The organism is Candidatus Eisenbacteria bacterium (genome assembly GCA_005893275.1).
In the GTDB taxonomy this organism is placed as follows: domain Bacteria; phylum Eisenbacteria; class RBG-16-71-46; order SZUA-252; family SZUA-252; genus WS-7.
In genome coordinates this window covers 1-20,828 of the sequence record VBOW01000072.1, presented here as the reverse complement: position 1 = coordinate 20,828, position 20,828 = coordinate 1, and the positions used below count along the sequence as shown (strand labels likewise).

Annotated in this window: 14 protein-coding genes; 3 read left to right on the top strand and 11 right to left on the bottom strand. The window is 63.7% G+C overall.

Annotation, left to right across the window (positions count from 1 at the left end; all coding sequences use genetic code 11):
* Nucleotides 1-43: 43 nt before the first annotated feature.
* Nucleotides 44-874 (bottom strand): hypothetical protein, encoded by an 831-nt coding sequence (locus E6K76_11870; protein ID TMQ56941.1) that lies wholly within the window; start codon nt 872-874, stop codon nt 44-46.
* Nucleotides 875-908: 34 nt separating this feature from the next.
* Complete coding sequence (locus tag E6K76_11865; GenBank protein ID TMQ56940.1) at nt 909-1,412, bottom strand: hypothetical protein; 504 nt, start codon at nt 1,410-1,412, stop codon at nt 909-911.
* Nucleotides 1,413-1,636: 224 nt separating this feature from the next.
* Between E6K76_11865 and E6K76_11860 the strand changes: the two genes are divergently transcribed.
* The gene (locus E6K76_11860) at nt 1,637-2,206 is read left to right on the top strand and encodes a dihydrofolate reductase (GenBank protein ID TMQ56939.1); all 570 of its coding nucleotides are present in this window, start codon (nt 1,637-1,639) and stop codon (nt 2,204-2,206) included.
* A gap of 43 nt (nt 2,207-2,249) precedes the next feature.
* On the opposite strand, the gene E6K76_11855 is transcribed toward E6K76_11860, so the two are convergent.
* From E6K76_11855 to E6K76_11835, 5 genes are read right to left on the bottom strand one after another with little or no spacing between them, the layout of a single operon-like run.
* Complete coding sequence (locus E6K76_11855; protein TMQ56938.1) at nt 2,250-4,355, bottom strand: response regulator; 2,106 nt, start codon at nt 4,353-4,355, stop codon at nt 2,250-2,252.
* Between the two features lie 24 nt (nt 4,356-4,379).
* Complete coding sequence (locus tag E6K76_11850; GenBank protein TMQ56937.1) at nt 4,380-4,841, bottom strand: response regulator; 462 nt, start codon at nt 4,839-4,841, stop codon at nt 4,380-4,382.
* Between the two features lie 11 nt (nt 4,842-4,852).
* A complete protein-coding gene (locus tag E6K76_11845) occupies nt 4,853-6,289 on the bottom strand; it encodes a HAMP domain-containing protein (GenBank protein ID TMQ56936.1) in 1,437 nt (478 codons plus the stop codon).
* Nucleotides 6,286-6,849 (bottom strand): YfiR family protein, encoded by a 564-nt coding sequence (locus tag E6K76_11840; protein ID TMQ56935.1) that lies wholly within the window; start codon nt 6,847-6,849, stop codon nt 6,286-6,288. Before E6K76_11840 ends, E6K76_11845 begins: the two co-directional genes overlap by 4 nt.
* The gene (locus E6K76_11835; GenBank protein ID TMQ56934.1) at nt 6,837-8,822 is read right to left on the bottom strand and encodes a TonB-dependent receptor; all 1,986 of its coding nucleotides are present in this window, start codon (nt 8,820-8,822) and stop codon (nt 6,837-6,839) included. The genes E6K76_11840 and E6K76_11835 overlap by 13 nt, the downstream gene beginning before the upstream one ends.
* 316 nt (nt 8,823-9,138) lie before the next feature.
* Here E6K76_11835 and E6K76_11830 point away from each other — a divergent pair, with 316 nt between their 5' ends.
* Entirely contained in the window at nt 9,139-11,091 is a 1,953-nt protein-coding gene (locus E6K76_11830) for an oligopeptide transporter, OPT family (GenBank protein ID TMQ56933.1), read from the top strand.
* 403 nt (nt 11,092-11,494) lie between these two features.
* A complete protein-coding gene (locus E6K76_11825) occupies nt 11,495-11,860 on the top strand; it encodes a hypothetical protein (protein TMQ56932.1) in 366 nt (121 codons plus the stop codon).
* 23 nt (nt 11,861-11,883) lie between these two features.
* Here the strand turns inward: E6K76_11825 and E6K76_11820 are convergent, their stop codons facing one another.
* The 4 genes from E6K76_11820 to E6K76_11805 all read right to left on the bottom strand — a co-directional run bounded on the left by E6K76_11820 (nt 11,884) and on the right by E6K76_11805 (nt 20,485).
* On the bottom strand, nt 11,884-12,978 hold the full coding sequence (locus E6K76_11820; GenBank protein ID TMQ56931.1) for a carboxypeptidase regulatory-like domain-containing protein: 1,095 nt from the start codon (nt 12,976-12,978) through the stop codon (nt 11,884-11,886).
* Nucleotides 12,979-13,396: 418 nt separating this feature from the next.
* Nucleotides 13,397-16,750 carry a hypothetical protein gene (locus E6K76_11815; GenBank protein ID TMQ56930.1) on the bottom strand — a complete coding sequence of 1,118 codons (3,354 nt, stop codon included), beginning with the start codon at nt 16,748-16,750 and terminating at the stop codon, nt 13,397-13,399.
* A 362-nt stretch (nt 16,751-17,112) separates the two neighbouring features.
* Nucleotides 17,113-20,271: a tetratricopeptide repeat protein gene (locus tag E6K76_11810; GenBank protein TMQ56929.1), complete on the bottom strand. Its 3,159-nt coding sequence runs from the start codon at nt 20,269-20,271 to the stop codon at nt 17,113-17,115.
* A complete protein-coding gene (locus tag E6K76_11805) occupies nt 20,231-20,485 on the bottom strand; it encodes a hypothetical protein (protein TMQ56928.1) in 255 nt (84 codons plus the stop codon). Before E6K76_11805 ends, E6K76_11810 begins: the two co-directional genes overlap by 41 nt.
* Nucleotides 20,486-20,828: the final 343 nt, after the last annotated feature.

The window sequence follows — 20,828 nt, the reverse complement described above, 5'->3', positions numbered from 1 at the left end:
GGCGGATCCGATCGAGACTTCCCCCGCGGAGTCCAAGAGCTCGTCACAGTCCAGCGCTGAGGCTTACTCCTAGTACGACGGGGACGGGCGACGCCGCGCTGTCCAGGGGCAGCTTCAGCTCGACTCCGGGCCGGAACCTCCAGGGGCCGAAATCAGCGTGGAGCTCCATCTGATTGGTGCTGCGCTCACCGAGGTTGCCATATTCGCTCGTCACCAGGACGCGGCCGCTCAAGGCAACCCCGAGGCGTGCCGCACGCCCCTCGTATCCCATCTGCAGGGAGTAGAGACCGAGTAACTCGGTGTCGAGACGACCCTCGGTCGGGATGAGGATGGTAGTGCCCAGTCGAAGACGCGACACAATGCCGGCGCTGACTTCGCGAAGGTTGAACGCTACCGTGATCGGGACCGCGTTCTCCACAAACGCCGCCCGTGCCAGGTCGGCACGGCGACCGACCAGCGAGGCTCCGTATTCCCTCTCCTCGGTCGTGGGAAGACGGACTCCGAATTCCCCGAAAATCGGCGATTCGCTCCCGCGCACCTCAATGCCGAGGTAGAGGTTGCCCGACGTGGACTCCGATCGGCCCGGTGAAATCGTGTAGTAGTAAAAATCGCCGCGGAAGCGCGCGTATGGAAGCTCGCCGACTAGGAACACCTTGGGGCTCAGCGACCAGCGCGCGTCGAGGAAGAACGCGGCCGTGAAGAAATCCTCGTCAATGGTCTCGAGCCTGGGGTGGAGAGCCTCGACCAAGAGCGACCGATCCCGATCGCGAGGAAGCCAGAGTGACTGGCCATGCGCGTGACCTGATGCAAGGGTCACGGCGAAAGCGAACAGGGCCACGCACCCGAGTCGGAATCGAAAGGATCGCGACATCATGCACCTCATCCGAGCCCGTAGCGTGGAGCCGCGTTCAACGGCGGCGGTACCGTGTACCGGAGCCGCCGACACTGGGCTGTCGGCTGCCGTAGGATCCACGGTAGCGGTAATTCCCATAGTTCCCGGAGTAGGGATAAGCGAAGTGCGGGCGGTACCGATAGAACCGGTACCCCCCGTAGTACGGCGTGCAGTAATGGTGGAACCCGAAACCTAGGAACACGTGGGGATACGGGTACGTGTATGTGTACGGGTAGTAGTCCCCGTGGCCGTAGTAGTCCTGCCCCCGATCCCGACCCTCGGTGCGGAGCATCGTCGAGATCACCTCGTCCGATAATCCGGCCTTCTGCAACGCGTGCATGTCGTCGGCGCCGAGGTGAAAGGTCTTCCCGCTGTTTTCGATTTTCAGGATAATGAGCGAGTCGGCGATTCCGTCCTTGTGCATCTTGAGGACGTCTTTTGAGCCGAATGCCGACGCTTCAGGGGCTGAGAAGAGGACCAGCAACAACCCGGTGATGACGAAGAGCAGGATGCGTTTCATTGTGAGCCTTCCTTTCGCTCGGATGCATCACTGGCCGGACGATCTGGCGACCATGGACCCCCATGGCGCCACCTCCGCGTCTCCGAGCAGCCTCACCCGCAAGCGTACCATACAGGGGCCGAGATCATCAGGTACCCACCTTTCGCCTCGCTAGGTCGGTGCGACTCGCGTCCGCCGCGGAACGGCGTCCAGCAGCATAGGCTGGCAAAAGAAAGGGAAACGCCATGGGCACGATCATCGTCACCGAATTCGTCTCCCTCGACGGCGTCATGGAGGCGCCCGGCGGAGGTGAGAGCTACAAGCACCGTGGCTGGACCTTCGAGATCAATCGCGGGAAAGAGGGCGACCAGTTCAAGCTGGACGAGGCCCTCGACGCCGAGGCGCTCCTGCTAGGTCGAGTCACCTATCAAAGCTTCGCCGCAGCCTGGCCCACGAGAAAGGGCGAGCTCGCGGACAAGTTCAACAGCATGCCGAAATATGTCATCTCCTCGACGCTCGACAAGGGCCAATGGAACAACACCACGGTGCTCAAGGGCAACGCGGTGGAGAACGTCGCGAATCTGAAGAAGAAGTTGCGCGGGAATATCGTTGTTCATGGCAGCGCCCGCCTCGTGCAGACCCTGTTGGAGCACGGCCTCGTCGACGAATTGCGCTTGATGGTGTTCCCAGTTGTCCTTGGCACAGGGAAGGGCCTGTTTGGCGCGACGAGCGACAAGAAGCGACTGCACCTGACGGAGTCGAAGACGGTCGGCGACGGGGTCGTCATTCTGACTTATAAGGCCAGCACGCAATAGGCAAGATGGCGCCGATGCAGTGATTGGGGCAGGACGATGCGCTTTATCGAACCCTTGCCGCGGAGTGTTGTGTACTCGGTTTATCAAGCACGTCCCGTACTTTGTTCGCCAGCGCGACGGGCGTGAAGGGTTTCTGGAGAAAGGCCGTTCCCTCCTCCAGAACGCCGTGCCGGATCACGGTGTCGTCCGTGTACCCAGACACGTAAAGGACCTTTATCCCTGGCCTCAAGGCGCTGATTTGTTCCACGAGCATTCGCCCCCCGATCTCGGGCATCACCACGTCGGTTATGACCATCTGAATCGGCCCGCTGTGCCGCTCGCAAATGCGCAAGGCTTCGCGCCCGACGTTGGCCTCCAACACGGTGTAGCCCGACATCTCAAGCACACCCCGAGAGAGGGTCCGCACGGCGGCGTCGTCCTCCACCAAGAGCAGGGTTTCACTGCCCGCCGGCAAGACGCGCGTCTCCTGCCGCGACTCGCCTGAAGGAACCTGAGCTTCCGTGCGCGGAAGGTAAACTTTGAACGTTGTCCCGCGCCCCAGCTCGCTGTACAGCCCGATGTGGCCGCCGCTCTGCTGGACGATGCCGTACACGGTCGCAAGACCGAGCCCCGTGCCTTTTCCTGGTCCCTTGGTTGTGAAGAACGGCTCGAACACCCGGTTCATGACCTCCGGCGCCATTCCGCATCCGGTATCGCTCACTGCCAGCATGACGTAACTCCCCGGCTTCGCGGTCGCGTGCGTGCGTGTGTAGCTCTCGTCCAGCTCAACATTGGCTGTCTCGATCGTCAGCTTGCCCCCGTGGGGCATCGCATCGCGAGCATTGACGGCCAAATTCAAGATGATCTGCTCGATCTGCCCTGGGTCTGCCGTCACGCGCGCGAGCGAAGGATCCAATGCCGTGCCCAAATCGATGTCCGCCCCGATCGTGTGGCGGAGCATCTTCTCTACGCCGGTAACGAGCGCATTCAGGTCGAGCACCATGGGTTCCAGCACCTGCTTGCGGCTGAAGGCGAGCAGCTGGCGGGTCAATGACGCGGCTCGGTCTCCCGCCTGACTGATCTCATGAATCTTCTCCCGTACGGGGTCACTCAGATCCTTTTGGCTCAACAGGAGCTGCGAATAACCGGAGACGATCGTCAAGAGGTTGTTGAAATCATGAGCCACCCCGCCCGCGAGTTGACCAATGGCCTCCATCTTCTGGCTCTGGTGGAGTTGCTCCTCCAACCGCCAACGCTCGATTCCCATGGCAATCGTTCGGGCCACGGCCCCCAGTGCGTCCAGCATGTTTTCGGCGAGAACCCGTTTGGAAAACATTGCCATAACACCGACGAGGCGCTCGCCCACGACCAAGGGATGGCCTGCGAAGGCGACCATCCCTTCCCGCCGGGCCCATTCGGGATCACCAATACGGGGATCGTTGAGAACATCGTTCGTGAGATGAGGCCGCCGCTCCTGCGCGATCAGCCCAACCTTGAATTTGCCGACCGGTACTCGGCTGTGTGGACCGTCGAGGTGCGTATACATGCCCGCACTGGCCTGTAGCAGCAGGATGTCCCCCATCGCATTGAGGGTCCAGATTCGGGCGAAGGCCGCTCCTAAGTTACGCACCATCGATTCTGTGCAAAGTTGAAGCATGCCTCGGAGGGCAATGGCTTGGCTGACCGCGAGTGTCACGTCGTTGTTGAGCGCGACCACGGCTCGCTGCCTCTCCGCGACCTCGGCTACTTCGAGCCTCCGTCGGCGCGCCGCGACCTCCTCCAGGGCGCGCAGCACGGCGGGCCCGAGCCGTGATAGCCGCTCCTTCAAGACGTAGTCGGTAGCCCCCCGGCGAAGGCTCTCGATGGCTGCATCCTCGCCCATGGTCCCGGAAACGAATATGAACGGAAGGTTCGGTCTCCTTTCCTGCACGAGCTCGAGCGCGGTCAGGCCGTCGAAATGCGGCAGCGCGTAGTCGGACAGAACAAGCATGACGCCGTCCTGTGCGAGCGCCGCCTGGAACTCCTCCCTGGTCTCCACCTGGATGAGCTCGAGAGGGATACCTTCGGCTTCAAGCGCCGCGCGAACCAGCTCCCGATCCGCGCGGTCATCCTCGACGTGCAGGATGCAGGCCCCAGATGTTGCTTCCGCTCTGTCGTGCATCGAGTCCATGCTCCTGGTTGACTCTACGTCGGGCTAGACCGGCGAGGGCGACTGGAGCCGGTCGGGCGGGGGCTCGTTCAGCACCGCCCAGAAGAGGCCGAGATTCTTGACGGCTCCGACGAACTCTTTAAAGGCCACCGGCTTGACCACGAACGCGTTGACGCCAAGCTGGTAGCTCTGGATGATGTCCGACTCCTCTCGCGAGGAGGTGAGCACAACGACAGGAACGGTCCGGAACCGAACGTCCTGGCGCATTCGCCGAAGGAGCTCCAGCCCGTCCACTTTCGGCATTTTCAGATCCAAGAGAACGACGGCCGGATTGCCTCCATTCCGACCCGTGAACGTCCCTTCGCGGCGAAGAAAATCCCAAGCCTCCGCACCGTCTCTCACAACAACAACTTCGTTCGCCAAGTTGTTTTCGACGAGTGCCGTCAATGTGAGCTCGACGTCGTTCTCATTGTCCTCTGCGAGCAAGATCCGCTTCAGCATGGTCATCACCTCGTTTTTTACTTGGGAAGAGAGAAGTAAAAGGTCGCGCCCTCGTTGATCGCGCCTTCGGCCCACGTCCTTCCGCCATGCCGACTCACGATCCGGCGAACATTGGCGAGGCCGATTCCGGTTCCTTCGAATTCGTTCATCCCATGCAACCGCTGAAAGACACCGAACAACTTGTGGGAGTACGCAGGGTCAAAGCCGACCCCGTTGTCCCGCACGGAAATAATAAGCTCACCGTTCTGGGAGTTGGCGCCGACTTCGATTCGCGCCTCCTTCTTTGGGCCTGAGTATTTGAGGGCGTTCGAGAGCAGGTTCGTCAGAACGAGGCGCAGCATGGAAGGATCCCCTTGTACGGTCGGGAGCTGGCCGAGTTTCCACTCCACGCATCGATCCTTTGCGTCCCCCCGGAGGTCTTGGACTACCTCTTTCGCCAGGGCGGAGAGATCCACGGAGGTTTTGGTCATTTCCGAACGACCCATGCGAGAGAAGACGAGTAGATCGTCGATCAGGGCACCCATCCTCCTCGCGGCGGCTGAGATCGTCGCGAGTTGGCGCCGCCCCTTCTCATCCAGCGACGGGGCCGCATGCTTGGCCAGCAGGTCGACGAAGCCGTCGATGTGGCGCAACGGCGCGCGGAGGTCGTGCGAGACGGAGTACGAGAACGCCTCGAGCTCCTTGTTCGCAGCCTCGAGCTCCGCGGTACGCGCGACGACCCGCCGTTCCAGATCCGCGTTGAGCAGCCGGATCTCCCTGTCCCGTTGCTGAATCTCACTCAACATCTCATCAAATGCTCCCGCCAGGACGCCGACCTCGTCGTCGCCGGCGGCTTTCGAGCGGACCGAGAAGTCCTTGCGCTCGGAGACGCTCTTGGCTACACCCGCAAGAGCGAGAATCGGCTGTGCGATCCGGCGCTGCAGCCACGTGGAGAGCGCGAACGCAACCGCGATGGAACCGAAGACCGCGAGGAGCACTACCACCGCACCGACGCGAAGGCGGTTGTCGAGCTCCTGCAGGTCGGACTTGAGATAGAGCGTCCCGAGCCGTCTCCCGTCCTCGACGACGGGCCGGGAGACGACCAGGTCCGACTTCTCGAAGCGATGGCCGATCGGGCCCGACGCAGACGGGACCACTCCGGGTGAGACGCTCAGCGGATAGGTCGCGAACAAAAGTCCCTGCTGGTCGTACAACGCCGCCGCAATCATGCGCGGGTCGGTCTTGAGAGCATCGAGAACCTGACTCGCATCCTCGGGGTTTCGGAACGCGAGAGCCGCGGTCGAATTTGCTGCAAGAATATCGGCGCGCGTGACGAGGGTTTGAACGATGAATCGGCGGAAGCTGACGACATCGTGTGCGACGAAAACCGCGCCCACCAACAGCAGGACGGTCGTGCTCGTCAGCATCATCGCCGTGACGAGCTTGCGCCGGATCGTGGTGCGCGGGACTCTCATTTCTGCACCCGAACGGGCCCGACGATCTCGGACTGTCGCAGGAGCTTGGAACTGATCGTGAGCCTCGCCGCCGTGGCGGCCGCCAGGTTGATCACGAGCCGCAGCCGCTTCTCCGAGAGGACGAAGCCAATGATCCCGGAGCGAAGGGCGAAGTCCTTTGTTTCGCCGACCGTGAGGACGCTCCGACGATTGAGGCGCGAGAGAATGTCATCCAAGCGGCGCGCCTCAGAAGAACTGATGAAGAGAACGTGGCACGAGTCGATCTGATTGACGTTCTGGAAGCGGCGGACGAGCAGCTTGTGACCGCCGACTGCTTCATTGGCGACGATTTCGTCAAGGCTCCTGCCGAACGGGTCCTCTCCGAGGATGCCGATCGTGAAGGGCGTGCTCTTTTCGGGCAGGGCCTCGCGGGGCCACTCCACGAATTGCGCGAAATGAAATATGAACGCGGCCTTGAGATCATATTCGTGGGTGACCTTGGTCCCCGCGGCGGATGGCGTCGCCAGGACCAGGACGAAGAGGAGAGCGGCCATCGGGACGCGGCGGGCTAGAACCGGCATAAGACCTTGCCGTAGATGCTTCGCTCAATCTCGCGGCTGGTGTTCAGTTTCCCAAATTCCGCGTGGCTCGAATCGAAAAGCCCCTGCCCAACAACCGCGATCTCGGCGGCTTTCGTAGGCTGCCATGCTAATCGTGCATCGCAAACCGTGGTCGCAGGAATCTTCTGATTGCGAAGCTCATCAACGAAGCGTACGGATGCGTCCACGCTCACATCGTGCGGCAGCGTGAACGACGATCGGGCGAAGGCCTGGTGGCGAGGGGAGTCGCCTTCTTGCGTCACTTGCGAGGCGTCGGTGCTCGTCGGCTTTACATCCAGAATGAGGCTCAGGAACGTGTAACCAACGGTCAGGCGCCATCTGCTGACAACCTGGCAGGCGGCCTCGGCCTCGATGCCGTACGTGCGACCCTCGAGACCGTTGGCCAAGAGCAAAGGCGGCCCCGCTTCTAGGCTCCTTAGCTTGTCGTAAACGTTGTAGAAGGTCGAAACCGAGGTCGTCAGCTCGTTCGCGGGCTGGCCTTTGTACCCAAGCTCGAAGGCATTCAGCACCTCGGAGTCGTAATTCGGATTCCCCACCAGGAAGTAGGGCGGCTGACCCGGCACAAAGAAGTCGCGGTCGATGCGCGACGGCGTTCGCACCGCCCGCGACGCTGCTCCCCAGATGGTCTGTTGCTGTGTTGGCGTCCATGCGAGGCGAACGCCGGGCTGGTATTCGAAGGCGGTGTAATCGTTGTGTTCGATCTTCGAGCCGACGGTCAGGGAGAGCCGGTTCGCTGACAGGGCGAGCTCGTCCTGTACGAAGCCCGTGTACAACCGATGTGTCAGCCGCGGGGGAAGAAAGGCCAAAGCGGCCGAGTTGCGCACATCGTCGCTCGTCAGGCGGTAGCCGAGCCCCCACACGACATCGTGTCGCGCGGCCGGGGCGAATCGGTGGTTCAGGGTCAGATCGTAGCTGTCGAGCGTCTCGCCAAAGACGGAGGGCTGGTCCCGCTTGGTTCGGTCATAGTAACCCTGCAGTTGGAGGCTGGAATGGTCCGAGAACCGCCTCATCCACTTCGCCTGAGCATTTCCGCCGGATAGCTCCGTTGGGTTCGCGTTGCGCCGATCGATGGAACTACCGTAGATATCCCCTTGAATCGTGATGCCGTCGGAAGTCGTCGGCGTCCAGTCAGCACGAAAGCCACCCTGATGCATCCGGGAAGCGTCGCCCGCATCCTGGCCGCTCGGGAGCTTCGACGGCCCGCGGTCATAATCCTTGGCGTAGACGCGAAAAAACGCACGCGGCCCGAAGGTGCCGCCATAGCGGACGCCTCCGAATCCGCGTTCAGCGTTGCCGGCCCCGCCGGTGACCAGAAATCCCTGTGTGTTGGCCGCGCTCTTGGAGATGATGTTGATGACCCCATTGACCGCGTTGGCCCCCCACACCGTGGCCCCGGGACCCCGGATGACCTCGATCTGCTCGATGTCCTCGATGAAGGCGTCCTGGACGTCCCAGAAGACACCCGAGTAGAGCGGCGTGTACACGCTGCGCCCATCCATGAGTACGAGCAGTTTGTTCGCGACGGTGCCATTGAAGCCGCGTGCTGTGATCGCGTAGCTGCGCGAATCGACACGGGCCACCTCGACACCGGGGATGTATCGCAACGCCTCGGGAATGCTGAGCACACCCATTCGATGCAGATCGTCTGCCGTGACAACGTGAACGGCAGCAGCGGTCTTGGAGACAGACTCCGGCTTCTTCGAGACCGAGGTGACCTCCAGGTCGAACAGTTCCTCGAGGCTCAGTTGCTTGAGCGCCTTGGGAGGTTCTGCGTCCTGCTCCGTCTGCGAGGAGGCAGGGAGGGGCGCGAGCAGGAGCACGGCGAAGACGAGGCCATGCGCTCGTCGATGCAGGGGACGATACCGTCTCTGGGATGGGCTCGCGGTCCTTGTCTCTTGGAGATGGTACAAAGGGCCTCCGTGGACGTTTGGTATTTAGGCGCGACGTGGCGAACAGGCGTCGAGGAGGACGCGTCGGCGTTGCAGGAACGAGCGCAAGGTGGGCCGCGGTCCCTTGGTCGCCGCGATCTCGGCCTACTGCCGGTCAACAATCAGGGTGGATCGGCATCTCGCGTGGGAAGCCTTACCAGATTCGAGCGAGCGGCATGAGCGGGGATTGCAAGATGCAATTCTCGAACGGCGGGTCAGTTGTTCTAACGGATCAGGACGACCTTCTGGAAATGCGCTTCCCACCGTGGATCTGGATCCGACGGTAGCTCCCATCCGCAGCTCCCTGGTATCCTAGCGGGCCTTGAAACCTAGAGAGCTCACGATACGCGGCCTCATTCTCGGCGCGCTCATCACGACGATCTTCACGGCGGCGAACGTATACCTCGGCCTCAAGGTCGGCCTCACCTTTGCCTCATCGATCCCGGCGGCGGTGATCTCGATGGCCATCCTGAGCGCCGTGAAGGACTCGTCCATCCTCGAGAACAACATCGTCCAGACCGTCGCTTCCGCGGCCGGCACGCTCTCGGCAATCATCTTCGTCTTGCCGGGGCTCGTGATCGTGGGCTGGTGGGCGGGATTTCCCTTCTGGCAATCGTTTCTCATCTGCCTGAGCGGCGGCGTGCTCGGTGTGCTGTTCACGATCCCGCTCCGACGCGCGTTGGTGACGACGTCCGACCTGCCCTACCCCGAAGGCGTCGCTGCGGCCGAGGTGCTGAGGGTCGGATCGGGCACGCGTGGCGAGACGAAGGACGAGACGGGCGAGGCCCGAGAAGGGCTCGTGGCCGTGATCCTGGGCTCGGTCGCATCGGCGGGTCTCGCCATCGTGACGGCGACGCGCATCGCAGCCGCAGAAGTGACCGGCTTCTTCCGTGTCGGGGCCATGGCCTCGAGCGGGTACGACATTGCCTGGTCGCTCGCGCTCCTTGGCGCGGGGCATCTGGTTGGGTTGTCGGTCGGGATGGCCATGCTGACCGGTCTCGTGATCTCGTGGGGCATCGCCGTGCCGATCTTGACCTCCATGCAGCCGGCCGCCAGCGGCGTGACACTCGCCGCGCACACCCTTGCGATCTGGCGGACGCAGGTGCGGTTCATCGGCGCCGGCGCGATCGCCGTCGCCGCGGTCTACACGCTGGCCACGTTGGCGAAGCCGGTCGTCGGCGGGCTCGTCAGCACGCTCGCCGCCTCTCAGGCCGCGCGTTCTGGGGACGACAGAGACCGAGATCTCTCACCGGGGTGGATCATCGTGCTCACGGCCGCGTGCCTGCTCGTTGCCTCGTGGCTCGCCTTCACGTTCGCGAGGTCGACGGTGCTCGCGTCCAGCGCGCTGCCGCTCACGCTGATCGCCGTACCGTTCGTATTGCTCGGCGGCTTTCTCATCGCTGGGATCTGCGGCTACATGGCCGGCCTCATCGGCGCCTCGAACAGTCCGATCTCGGGCGTCGGCATTCTGTCGATCGTGCTGTGCGCGTCGGCGCTCATCCTCGCCGTGTCGCCGACTCCGGAGACGCGGCCCGCGCTCGTCGCCTTCGCGCTCTTCGTGACCGCGATCGTCTTTGCGTGCGCGACGATCTCGAACGACAATTTACAGGATCTGAAAACGGGCCAGCTCGTCGGCGCCTCACCGAGGCGCCAGCAGATCGCGCTCATCGTGGGGGTGGGCGCCGGCGCGTCCGTGATCCCGTCCGTGCTCAACCTGCTCGCCAAGGCGTATGGGTTCGCCGGAGCCGCGAACGTCGGCGTAGTAGCGCCCAATCCGCTTCCGGCGCCGCAGGCGACTCTGATCTCCGCCCTCGCACAAGGCGTGATCGGCGGAAATCTAGAGTGGAAGATGCTCGGCATCGGCGCGCTTGTTGGCGTCGGGCTCATTCTGCTCGATGCGATGCTTGGCGCGATGAAGAAGCTGCGCGTCCCGCCTCTGGCTGTCGGCATCGGGATCTATCTCCCGATGTCGGCGACGTTCGCTGTCGTTGTCGGCGCCGTGATGGCTCACTGGTATGTGGGCCGCGCCCGCTCGATGCCGAACCCTGGCCGCGCGGAGCGACTCGGCACGCTCGTGGCGTCGGGATTGATCGTGGGGGAGAGCTTGTGGGGCGTGATCAACGCCGGTCTCATCGTCGGCTTCTCGAAGGACGCGCCGATCGGGCTCGTACCAGAAAGCTTTGCGCCTGCCCCGTGGCTCGGAATGCTCGGCTTCGTCGGGGTGATCATCTGGCTCTATGGCTGGATGCTCCGGCGATCCGCCAAGGCGCGCTGAGGTCTGACGGCACGGGGTAGAACCGGTGGTAGCCGATTCTTCGCGGGCCGCCGCGAGCTACTTGCTGAGTGCACCCACCGGGGACCATGACCTTACCGCCTCAGATCCGAAACCGAATGGGGGAAATATGAAGCCAATACTCTCGCTCCTGCTCCTTGCGTTGACTGCTCTTCTCACGGTCGGGACCTCCTGGGCGACAGAGATTGACGGTAAGTGGGGACTCGGGGTCAACGTAGGGTCTCTAATCTCATCCGGCGCGGAGGCCTCCATCTTGCGCGGCATCAGCAGCCGCACCGCTTGGCTCCTAGATGTCTCTGCGAGCCAGTCTAGGGATAAGCGCGACCAAACCGACACCTATAGAAATCCGGATACCACCATAGCTGGGATTTTGAAATCCGAGGGCATGAGCATCGTCGCGGGGCCTCGCATCCGCAAGTTCGCGCGACCGGAAAGCTTCTTTTCTCCTTACTGGGACACCTACGCGCACTTCGTCGACTCTTACTCCCTCCAATCCTCATCGCAGGAGTCTTACAGCAGCCGCAAGGTCGGCGGCGAAATAGGGTTCGCGATAGGTGTTGAGTACTTCTCGACGCGTTGGCCGTTTTCGGTCGGCGCGCATACGAACGTCGCCAGATTGACCGTGGTCCACGTGTCGGACAAATCCGGTTATACTTCCCTCTCCTCGGCGCGCTCTCGGGTGTCATCGGGGACTCTGTTCAACAGCGTGATTGCGTTGAGTCCATCGTTACAGGTCCGCGTGTACTTCTGACGCGCCCCCGGTGGATTAGCCGCTCAGCTCACGATGACCATCGGCTTCTGGTCGCCAAAGACGCACAGTACGGTCCCGTCCCGACGGAGCACTACGGTGCGATCCAGGTGGAAGGCACAAGCGCATAATGATCCGCAGTAGTTCGACCAGCGCAATCCCATGTCGACCACGTACACGTCTTTGAATACACGGCCATCGCGGGAGTAAGTCGAGGGGGGAGTCGAAATATTGGCGAAGTAGGAGAACTCGCTCCGTTTCATCCGTATCCCATTCGTTTGTCTCGTATCGCCCCTGCCCAGGGCTTGTGTGAGCGCGAGATAATAGCGGACGGCGTCCATCGTCACCGCGTAGGGCAAGCGAACCCCATCGAATTCACCGTACCACCAGAGGCGCTTCTCTTGGGACAGTGCCTCCCGGCCCGGGTGCGACTTGGCAATTGAAAGGACCGCTTCTGCCGGCGGATAGGTTTCTTCCGCAATGCGGATGAGGCGTTCCTCTTCCGAGTTCCGAAAATTCCTGTGGACTGGGGCGACGAATGCCCTGCGAAGTGTGTCCTGGCCAAGTCGAGCGCCACGCGTATCGACCGCATCTGCCGGAAACCGAAGCTCGATTCGCTCCTTTGCAGTGATGTAGGGAGCGCATGGAATGGAAGCTGGGGCGGCAGTGAGACGGAATTCGACTGTCGTCGTATGTTTGGCAGCGACCCGTACGTGCGCCCTATCACATGGATCGAATCCTATCGCGCGCGCCGCGAGGCTGCGCGCCCCGACTGGAACTTTCGAGATCCTATAGGTCCCGTCCCGTCCTGTGAGGGCACCCAGCGCGCTGTGCCAAACGAAGATGTTCACACCTTGGATCCCCGCACCATACTGGTCCGTGACTCTACCGGAGATTGTCCCGGTATCGGTCGTGATGACATCCAGCTCACCCTCGGGTCTCAGTGCGCCAACGTAAGCCGCCTTCGGCCAGCGCTTGAATCGGATGAGCCAATGGCAGTGCTCGTAAAGGGAATCGGGCTGAGGAAGCATGACGGTGAACCCGGTGAGCAAGGTCTTTGGAGGAACGCCCCCGCTGCTGTTCAAGTGGGGTACGACCTTCCACCCCAATGTGAAGGTCATGGGGTCTTTCGTCGTCTGAAGAGGCACGCAGTCCCATCCCGGAGGGGAGTAGGCAGTATCGGGTGGAACGTGGGGGCGCGCGCCCGTCAGCTCGCATAGCTCCCGGTCTGTGTCTTATCCGACCTGGACCGCGGTGAGTGTGTCCTGACTTCGATTCAGAACCGTGTATACATATCTGCAGCTATCGGCTCGCGTCTCCCAACGAACCCCAATTTGAACAGGGGGTTCCTCCTGCTCGGCAGCTTGCGTACTGTCGCATGGCGCGTCCACCCTGGCATCGAACGGGGCTGCAGCGCTCACACCTGTCAAGATCAGACACAGCGAAACGTGTCTAAGAGGGTGAACACGATCGCGGCCCAGACTGGTCCAGCAAACGCGGGCGATGCCTCATCCGGCCCGTTTGGTGGGCGGCATCCGATCACCTCAAGATGGCCATCTTCCTGGCTGATGTAGTCCCGTCCGGATACCTGATTTGATAGAAGAAGATTCCGTTTGGAGCTTGTCGCCCCCCATCAAGCCGCCCACTCCATCGCACGACATGCGGTCCTGCGGGCTGGATCGCGTCTACAAGCGTCCGGATGCATTGACCCGCAACGTTGTAAACCCTGATCTTGACGCGCCCCGTCGTCGCGAGGCTGTACGGAATCACGGTCTCGGGATTGAACGGGTTCGGGCGGTTCTGCATGAGCGCGTCGACGAAGGGAGGCAGGGGTTGCGTGGCATCGATCCCGGTCAAGACCCGGGTCGCGTCCTGGATCCGGTAGAGCGGGCCGTAGGTGCCGGTCTGGAACGCGCCAGAGGTGAGCCAGTTGCTATATTTGTTCGCGTCCGTGGGACAGGGCCAACACGCGGTTGTATCCGCCGACCCCCGCGGGCCGCGGCAGCTCGTTAGGAACTTGTAGAGCACTTGGGCGCGCGTGTCCACCAGGTTCAGGCCGCCCTGTCGGATGAACTGGATCGAGAAGCCGTAGCCCAAAGCCTTGTTCCGGTCGTGATCGGTGAGCGCGTCTCGCTCGGTCGCGTAGGCGACCGCCGCCACGTTCGTGACGGAGGCGAATGTGGGATAGGTCGCCGCATTCAGGGCGTCCGCGCTTCCCACCTTGGTCAGGGCGTCGAACCGGTCCGGTGCCGGGCAGCCGCCGTCTAGGGGATACGTGAAGGCCCCCGGTACGCCGAGGCCGGGACCGGCGGCGGGATCCGCGAACATGTCCCTGATGAGCGGAGTGTGGTTGACCGAGTTTCCGTTCCATGCGTTCGGAGCAACGGCAACGCCGAAGCCCTGCATTGCAAGGGCGTTCTCCTCCGGGTGGGGCACGCCGCCGACCGTCAGGAGCGAACTGAAGGAATCATTCCCCGTAAGGAGGAGGCATCGGTCTCCACCGTCGGTTCCCGTGGGGGCGGACCACCATTGCAAGAGGAGTCTCGCGTCGGCCTCCTCCAGCACGGAGAAGGAGCCCCGCTTGTGCGCGGACTCGATCATGATCTGGTACCAGGCGGCGAGCGAGTCCTTGATCGCGTACTCGTCCATGTTCGGAAAGTAGTTCCCCAATCGTCCCAGGCGAGTCCCCGCGAGCTCGTGTCCCCCGAAGTTCCCGCCCTGTTCCGTGCCCTGAAGCAATCGATAGCGATCCGCGCGGACCCCGAGCGCCCGCAGCGCCTGAGTGACCGGATCCACGGAATAGCTCCACGCGGTGTAGGCGCCATCCAGATTGAGGACCGGCGTGTTCGTGCGCCCGGCGAGCAGGGTTCCGACAGGCCCCGGGGGGTAGACGCCGGGAAGCACGTCGAATTCGACGATGTCGGGGGCAAGGATCGAGCTGCCGGGCAGAGTCGGCAGGTCCTCCACTTCGAACGCGCGCACGTCGGAACTGAATTGATAGGTGATCGTGCCGTTCAAGTCGACCGCCTTGAAGTAATACTGGAGGCGCGTTCCGCGAGGAAGAAAACTCAGACTGGAGTAGGCCGCGACTCCGTTTATCGTGAATCCGCCGGGCAGGACCGCTCCCGAGGCGACCTTGTCCCGTGGAGGCCAGTTCATCCGGAACCTCGAGTCGATCAGGATCGTGTCGGATCCCGATACGGCCACGCTGTTGGCGTCGAGCTCGCTCGAATCGAACGGGCTCCAAGTCTTGCTCGTCGGGTCGAACAGGCGGAAGATCACCCGGGGCTTATCGAACGCGGCCACGAAGTTCGGGTTGGTATGGGCGATCGTCAAGCCCGCGTTCACCGAGCGGTCGAATCCGTGATGCCAGTTGACCCCCTTTCCATTCCGACGCAGGCCCGAAAGGATGGAGATCGCGATCGAGTCGCCGAGCGGGCTGTTGAAATTGTCGTGCACGGCGGAAGGCGGCCCCGTATCCGAGCCCCGAACTCCCGGCCAGCACTGGCCCGCAGCAACGGTCGCCGCGGTGCAGCTCCCCGGGGAGGACATCCTGCCGTCGACAAAGGTCGATTGCGCGAGAAACGCAGGATAAATCCCGAACGAGGGAACCGCGGCCCCGCTCACAACCTCGAGCCGCAGATCGTCGTAGAGCACCCCGTAGAGCACATCGCCGCAGTTCTGCTGATCGGCCGCCAGCCCCGGGACGCATCGGATGGAGTAGCGGAGCTGGACCGAATCGGCCTGAGCCGCCTCTCCCAGCTCGGAGCGCACGCTCCCCCACGCCTGAAGCGACTCGACGCGCCGCGTGCCGCCCCCGTCGGTGTTCTTCCATCCCGACCAGAGGCCCTCCCTGTAGGTTCGGTACTCGGCGAACTGCACGTAGCCTTGATAAGCGGGCAGATCCAGATACTCGGACCACTGCGCCCGGACGGATCCCGTCCCCGGAGGGATGGGGAACGTGCAGGAAACGACGGAGGTCGCCTGACCCGGAACCGTGTGGAAGGTCGACCCGTTCCCGCCCATGAAGATCAGATCGGAGGAAGTGTTCTTTGGAGAGCAGTAGTCGGGCGTGGGGAGGTTGTTCCCCGCGACCAATTGCCAGGGTGGGCCAACTCCGGGCGGAACCCTGGCAGAAATGACCGGAGCGCCCGGGGTCCCCCGGATGACGTTTCCGGAATAGGCATCGGTGCCGCCGGAGGGAACCTCGTCGGTGTAGAGGGAGCCGTTGTCGCTCGTCGAGACATTGTCGAGCTGGAGGCCATGGCCGTCGGGCCAGAGACCGTCCTCCGAGGAGTTGAAACAGTCGGTCACGAGCACGACATAAAGCGCGCGGTGCTGCGCTTCGATCGTGAAGGACGCTCCCGTCACGGTCGAAGGCGGACCCGACGGATTCCCTAGGACCTGAAGCGTGCCCCCGAGCGTGTTCCCGCCTGTTGCGCCCGGCGAGGACGGCGTGATGCTTCCCGCCCAGCGGACCAGGAGCTTCGCGTTGCCGACCGCCCCGGAGCCGATAATGTGGTCCAGCGCCGGGCGGCTATTCCCGATCGGGTCGGTCGCGCCGTCGCCGCCCCCGATCAGGAACACGTTGTCGTAGCTCGACTCGCTGCTGAAATTGTAGGTGAGGGTGAGGCTGTAGTTCGCGGCGTGCAAGCCGGTGTCGATGTAGAGAATCTGATACGTGAAATTCGGATATCCGAGGCTCACGACCCAGCCTGGATCGTGCTTGCCGCACCAGAGCATCCGGGTTCCGCTGAGCGCCGGCGGGCAGGACACACCAGGCGAGCAGGTTCCATTGTCGGAAACGTGCCAGAGGATCTCGCCCACCGTTTGGTCTTCGATGGTGTACGGGCCGGGCCCGCCCGACGCGTAACTGTTGAGCGAGTCGGCCACAGGGGTCGTCCTGGGAATCCACGTGCCATTCGCGCGATCGGTACACGCGCCGGGGTAGAGGTACCAGACCGTGGTCGCGTTTGCTGACCGAACGATCGTGCCTGCGATTGCAGGTGTGGTCGTGAGCGTACCTCCCCCGGAATCCCCGATGGGGGGAGCGGACTTGATGCGCTCGGCAGCGGCTGCCCAGCTGGGTGAGAGGAACGAGACGAAAAACACCACGAGAGGGAGAGCTGCGGAGCGGACGCAGACGCAAGTGGGACGGGATCGAGCGCGAAACCATGGTTTCCGAAGACACAGGTCCATGCGAACCCCGCAGTGTTCCGCGCCCCGGAACGGAAGATCAACCGGGCCCTACTCTATCACAGGAGCCCCCCGATTGCCAGATCGAATGCCTTCTCGAGCGTCATGGCACGGCCTTTCGAGAAGACCGTGGCAGCACCATCCGCCCCGATCTCATCCCAGAGCGTTCCCAGATCCTCCCGGGTCCGCCTCTGATCCTCGGGCATCGGCTGGACTCCCAGCATTTCCCGCAGCGCGCAGGAGGCGCCGTACAGCGTGAGCGCGCGCTCACGCTGGTCCTGCCGGAACTCGAGCGCCGCGCATCGCTCCAGGGCGTCCACCATCCCCTGCCGGTCCCCCAGCTCGCGGAGAATCTCCAGGCTTTCCTTGAGGTACGCGCGTGCCCGCGGGAACTCGCGGGCGTTGCCCGCCAGGAGTCCCAGCTCCCCGAGCGAATACGCGATCCCCGACCGCTCCCCGAGCTCCCGCTGGAGCGCGAGACCTTGTTCGTGGTAACCGTGGGCGGCGACATCGTCCCCTTGCGCGCGCGCGGCCGTCCCCAGGCCGTTTAACGTGATCGCCTCCCCGGTCCGGTCTCCCAGCTCGCGCTCAAGCGCGAGCGACTCTTCGTAGAACTGACGCGCCCGCGCGTAGTCCTCCTGCCCCAGCGCCACGCTACCGAGGTTGTGGAGCACGGCAGCGATTCCGTGACGGTCGCCGATCGCGCGGCAGTGGAGGAGGCTTTCCTCATAGGCGGATTTCGCGGCGGCGTGGTCCCCTTTCACATACGCGAGATTCCCGAGCTCGCGGAGGGACGATGCAAGCCCCTCGCGGTCGCCCGCCTCCCGCGCGATGGAGATGCACGCTTCGATCCGATCGTGGGAGGCCGTGTAGTCACCGAGGCCGCGGGCCAGGATCGCGGCCCCGTGGAGCGCCCTGGCGCGCGCGGGATGACGGGCGGGCGCTCCGCGGGAATCCAGCGCCCTGGTGAGCCGGCGGTTCCCTTCCTGCCAGAGGCCGCGGATCCACCAGAATCGCCACAGACTGCCGCACAGGGAGAGCTCGCGCACGGCATCACCCCTCTCATGAGCCGTCTCGATCGACTGGCGGAAGTTGTCGTGCTCTTCCTCGAGGCGATTGAGCCACGACGCCTGCTTCGGCCCGAGAAGCTCGGGCTCCACCCGCTCGGCCAGCGCGCAATGGTACTCGCAATAGCGCTCCACGTACGCGTCCCATCCTCCCGCGCGCTGAAGCCGTTCCCTCCCATACGCCCGCAGGGTTTCGAGGAGCCGGTAGCGAGCGGTGCTCTCGCATCCCTCCTCGGGCGTGAGGAGCGACTTGTCGACTAGGTGCGCGAGGAGGTCGAGGATCTCCTCTTCCCCAATCCCGTCGCCCGAGCAGACGGCCTCCGCGGCCTCGAGCGAGAGGCCGCCGGCGAAAACGCTGATCCGCTGGAAAAGCTGTTGCTCCTTCTCCTCGAGCAGGTCGTAACTCCAATCGACCGCGGCTCGGAGCGTCTGCTGGCGCTGCAGCGTCGCTGTGCTCCCGGACGTGAGGAGTCGGAAGCGGTCTTCGAGCCGCCCCAGGATCTGCGGCACCGGGAGCACCTTGACGCGCGCCGCCGCGAGCTCGATCGCGAGCGGGATACCGTCCAGGCGCCCGCAGATCTGCGCCACGGTCCAGGCGTTCTGGTCCGTCAGGGCGAACGTCGGCTGAAGGGCGGTGGCGCGGTCCAGGAAGAGGCGCACCGACTCGAAGAGGCACAGAGCCTGCCGCGGGAGCGGCGCGCCGCCAGGATTCGGGACGCTGAGGGAGGGAATGCGCCAGAGGGCCTCCCCGGGCACCCCGAGCGCCTGCCGGCTCGTCGCCAGGATGCGAAGGCCTGCTCCGGCGGCGAGAAGCGCCTGGGCGAGCGAAGCACAAGCCGGCGTCAAGTGTTCGCAATTGTCGATGACGAGGAGAAGGGCGCGCGAAGCGACGTACTCCGCGACAGTCTCGACCAGCGGCCGTCCCGGCTCCTCGCGTAGACCCAACGCAACGGCCACGCTCTGGGGAACGAGCGCCGGATCGGAGAGGGCGGCCAGCTCCACGACCCAGGCGCCGTCCGGGTAGCTCTCGAGGAGGTTTCGCGCGACCTGGATCGCGAGACGCGTCTTGCCGCACCCTCCCGACCCAAGAAGCGTAACGAGCCGCGCCGTCCTGAGGAGGCGGGCCACCTCTTTCATCTCGTCCTGGCGCCCGACGAAGCTCGTGAGGGGAACGGGGAGGTTGTTCGGCACACGCGCCGAGAGGAGTTGCGCGTCGTCGGGTGTTTCCACGACTACGGTCGGTCCTTCGAGCAGCGAGCGCAGGGCCGCGGCGACGTCCGCGCCGCGCGGGTACCGTCGCTCTCGATCCTTCGCCATCGCCCGCAGCACGATTCCGTCGAGGGCGCGGGGGAGCCTTGGTCGTATTCGGCTCGGGGCGGGCGGCTCGACGAGGGCGATTTCGTGGATCACGGCGAGGGCGCTGGGCCCCTCGAACGGAATGCGTCCCGTCGAGGCCTCGTAGAGCACGACCCCCAGGGAGAAGAGGTCCGACCTCGGGTCGAGCTCGTCCCCGCGCGTCTGCTCCGGCGACATATAGGCCACCGTGCCCACCACCGCGCCCGCCTCCGTCAGATCGCTCACGGTCGCGGCCGGCGCGGCCAAGCTACCCTGCCCCTCCAGGCGCTTCGCCAGCCCGAAATCCACCACCTTGGCGCGCCCTGAGCGGGTAAGCAGGATATTCGCAGGCTTGATGTCGCGGTGGATGAGGCCGAGCGCGTGCGCCGCGTCGAGCGCCTCCGCGACGTCCGCGCCGATCCGCACGAGCTCGTCGAGTTCGAGCGGTCCGCGCGCGATCCGGGCCCGAAGCGTCTCCCCCTCCACGAACTCCATCGCGATGAAGTGATATCCGTCTGCCTCTTCGATCTCGTAGATCGTGACAATGTTGAGTTGCGCCTCGCGGATGAAGCGCTGGCGGGCGGATCCGGAATCGAGCGCGTCCCCGGAAAGGATCTTGAGTGCGACATCCCGACCAAGCCGCTCATCGCGCGCTCGATAGACGACCCCCATGCCGCCGGTGCCGAGCCGCTCCGCGATGCGGTAGCGCGAAATCGCCTTTCCGACCTGAACGTCCACCGGATCCTCGGGTTTGAATCTGAGCGATGCTTCCTCGTCACCTATCGCGCGCGTTCCCGTCGTGCACGGCGAGGACATCGGTCGTCTCGAACTCGACCACTTCGACAACCTGCTCGTTCGTCACGAGCTTCACGAACCGGGCGTGGCACGTGGGGGCCCGGAACCGCCGACCGCCGTAGAGCGACGCGACCCTATTTGAGGAGGGCCGAAACTCCACCTCGCACGGCGAGTTCCCAGCTGGAAGGAAAGCCGCCGGCAAACCAACGTAATGCGACCACCTCTCCTCGAACACCGGCGACTCTTCCCAAGCCCCACCTGATCCCTGCTCCTCCGGCCAAACCAAATCGACTGAGCGTGCCTCCGATAGATGCAAGTGAATCAGGCCCGGTCTCGGATACAAGCCCGTACTGCCCTCCGATACGCGCGTATGGCGACAGTTTCTCGCTATGCTGACGACCCCGCAAGTAGCTCACCGCTAGTCCAAGCCTTGTAGTTGTTATGCGTCCATACCAGTATTTCGAAGACGAAATCGCCACGCCCGGCGCGAATTCCACTTGCCCTGAAGGAGAAGTCTCCAGTCCGACCCGAACGCATTGAACCGATGGAGTCTCCACCGAGTTGGACGCGGGTATTGT

Excerpts from the sequence above, each read along its gene's own strand:
- E6K76_11840 (TMQ56935.1), bottom strand. The coding sequence starts at position 6,849 with ATGCCGGTTCTAGCCCGCCGCGTCCCGATGGCCGCTCTCCTCTTCGTC.
- E6K76_11870 (TMQ56941.1), bottom strand. The coding sequence starts at position 874 with ATGATGTCGCGATCCTTTCGATTCCGACTCGGGTGCGTGGCCCTGTTC.
- E6K76_11845 (TMQ56936.1), bottom strand. The coding sequence starts at position 6,289 with ATGAGAGTCCCGCGCACCACGATCCGGCGCAAGCTCGTCACGGCGATG.
- E6K76_11860 (TMQ56939.1), top strand. The coding sequence starts at position 1,637 with ATGGGCACGATCATCGTCACCGAATTCGTCTCCCTCGACGGCGTCATG.
- E6K76_11855 (TMQ56938.1), bottom strand. The coding sequence starts at position 4,355 with ATGGACTCGATGCACGACAGAGCGGAAGCAACATCTGGGGCCTGCATC.
- E6K76_11820 (TMQ56931.1), bottom strand. The coding sequence starts at position 12,978 with ATGACCTTCACATTGGGGTGGAAGGTCGTACCCCACTTGAACAGCAGC.
- E6K76_11810 (TMQ56929.1), bottom strand. The coding sequence starts at position 20,271 with ATGTCCTCGCCGTGCACGACGGGAACGCGCGCGATAGGTGACGAGGAA.
- E6K76_11850 (TMQ56937.1), bottom strand. The coding sequence starts at position 4,841 with ATGACCATGCTGAAGCGGATCTTGCTCGCAGAGGACAATGAGAACGAC.
- E6K76_11825 (TMQ56932.1), top strand. The coding sequence starts at position 11,495 with ATGAGCATCGTCGCGGGGCCTCGCATCCGCAAGTTCGCGCGACCGGAA.
- E6K76_11865 (TMQ56940.1), bottom strand. The coding sequence starts at position 1,412 with ATGAAACGCATCCTGCTCTTCGTCATCACCGGGTTGTTGCTGGTCCTC.